This window comes from Pedobacter sp. HMWF019, assembly GCF_003061025.1.
Classification (GTDB): Bacteria; Bacteroidota; Bacteroidia; order Sphingobacteriales; family Sphingobacteriaceae; genus Pedobacter.
The window spans coordinates 34382-36042 of the sequence record NZ_QAIL01000351.1 but is presented as its reverse complement, the minus strand read 5'-3'; the positions used below and the strand labels follow the sequence as shown (position 1 = coordinate 36042).

At 40.2% G+C, this 1661-nt stretch carries 1 protein-coding gene; it reads left to right on the top strand.

Annotation, left to right across the window (positions count from 1 at the left end; all coding sequences use genetic code 11):
* Positions 1-174: 174 nt before the first annotated feature.
* The gene (gene metK / locus DBR11_RS19385; RefSeq protein WP_108554277.1) at positions 175-1425 is read left to right on the top strand and encodes a methionine adenosyltransferase; all 1251 of its coding nucleotides are present in this window, start codon (positions 175-177) and stop codon (positions 1423-1425) included.
* Positions 1426-1661: the final 236 nt, after the last annotated feature.

Genomic DNA, 1661 nt, shown 5'->3' with positions numbered 1-1661 from the left:
ATATAGTAATTTTGCGTCATTAAAGTGGACTGATTTGCGATGCTATGTAAAAATAGCGGGATTGCAACCACGTAAAAAAAAGTGCTAACCATCATACACTTCCTTTTACTGCCTGTTTTACAGGATCATCTTCCATTTTACGTAATTATTCAGTATATAAATTAATTATTTAAAATGTCATATTTATTTACATCAGAATCTGTTTCTGAAGGTCATCCGGATAAAGTAGCAGATCAAATCTCAGACGCCTTAATTGATAACTTTCTAGCATTTGATGCAGACTCAAAAGTGGCCTGCGAAACTTTAGTTACCACAGGGCAGGTTATCCTGGCCGGAGAGGTCAAATCAAAAACCTATCTGGATGTTCAGCAGATTGCACGTGATGTGATTAAAAAAATTGGCTATACCAAAAGCGAATACATGTTTGAGGCAAACTCCTGCGGAATTCTTTCTGCAATCCATGAGCAAAGCCAGGACATCAATCAAGGTGTAGACCGTTCTAATAAAGAAGATCAGGGTGCCGGAGATCAGGGAATGATGTTTGGTTATGCCACTGTGGAAACCGAGAACTATATGCCATTGGCATTGGACTTGTCGCACACACTTTTACAGGAACTGGCTATTTTAAGAAGAGAGAACAAAGAGATCACCTATCTGCGTCCGGATGCAAAATCGCAGGTAACCCTTGAATATGATGACAACAATAAACCTGTTCGCATCGACGCCATCGTCATCTCTACACAGCACGATGATTTTGACGAAGAAAGCGCTATGCTCGCTAAAATCAAAAAAGACCTGGTAGACATCCTCATTCCAAGAATCATTGCAAAATATCCTCAATACGCACATTTCTTTAATGACAAAATTGAGTATCACATTAATCCAACCGGTAAATTTGTTATTGGCGGGCCTCACGGCGATACCGGACTAACCGGCCGCAAGATCATTGTAGACACCTACGGTGGTAAAGGTGCACACGGTGGTGGTGCGTTTTCTGGTAAAGATCCTAGCAAAGTAGACAGAAGTGCTGCTTATGCGACCCGTCATATTGCAAAGAATTTAGTTGCTGCCGGTGTTGCAGATGAAATCCTTGTTCAGGTAAGTTATGCAATTGGTGTAGCTAAACCAATGGGAATCTATATCAATACTTACGGCACAGGAAAAGTGAATAAAACAGACGGAGAAATTGCAAAGATCGTTGAAAGCATCTTTGACATGCGTCCTTATTTCATTGAACAACGCCTGAAATTAAGAAACCCTATTTACAGCGAAACTGCAGCCTATGGCCATATGGGTCGTAAACCGGAAACGGTAACCAAAACTTTCAGAACCCCTAACGGAGAAGAAAAAGTAGTCACAGTAGAACTGTTCACCTGGGAAAAATTAGATTACGTAGATCAGGTAAAAACTGCATTTTCCATATAATTTAAAAACATTCCATAGAAAAAGGAGACCAGTTGGCCTCCTTTTTCTATTTAAAAAAATCCAATCTGGACGGGTATCAAGGGAAAGACAGTATAAGACAAAAAAGGAGACAAGTGGCATATGAATCCGCATATACTCCGCGTCTAGTCCGCATCTAGTCCGCGTTTTTATGGTAAAAGGCGGATTTAATCCAGAATAGATCTCTTTTTATTATGCATTCATACCGTACAAGCCCC

Coding starts and splice junctions, on each gene's coding strand:
- metK (WP_108554277.1), top strand. CDS start 175: ATGTCATATTTATTTACATCAGAATCTGTTTCTGAAGGTCATCCGGAT.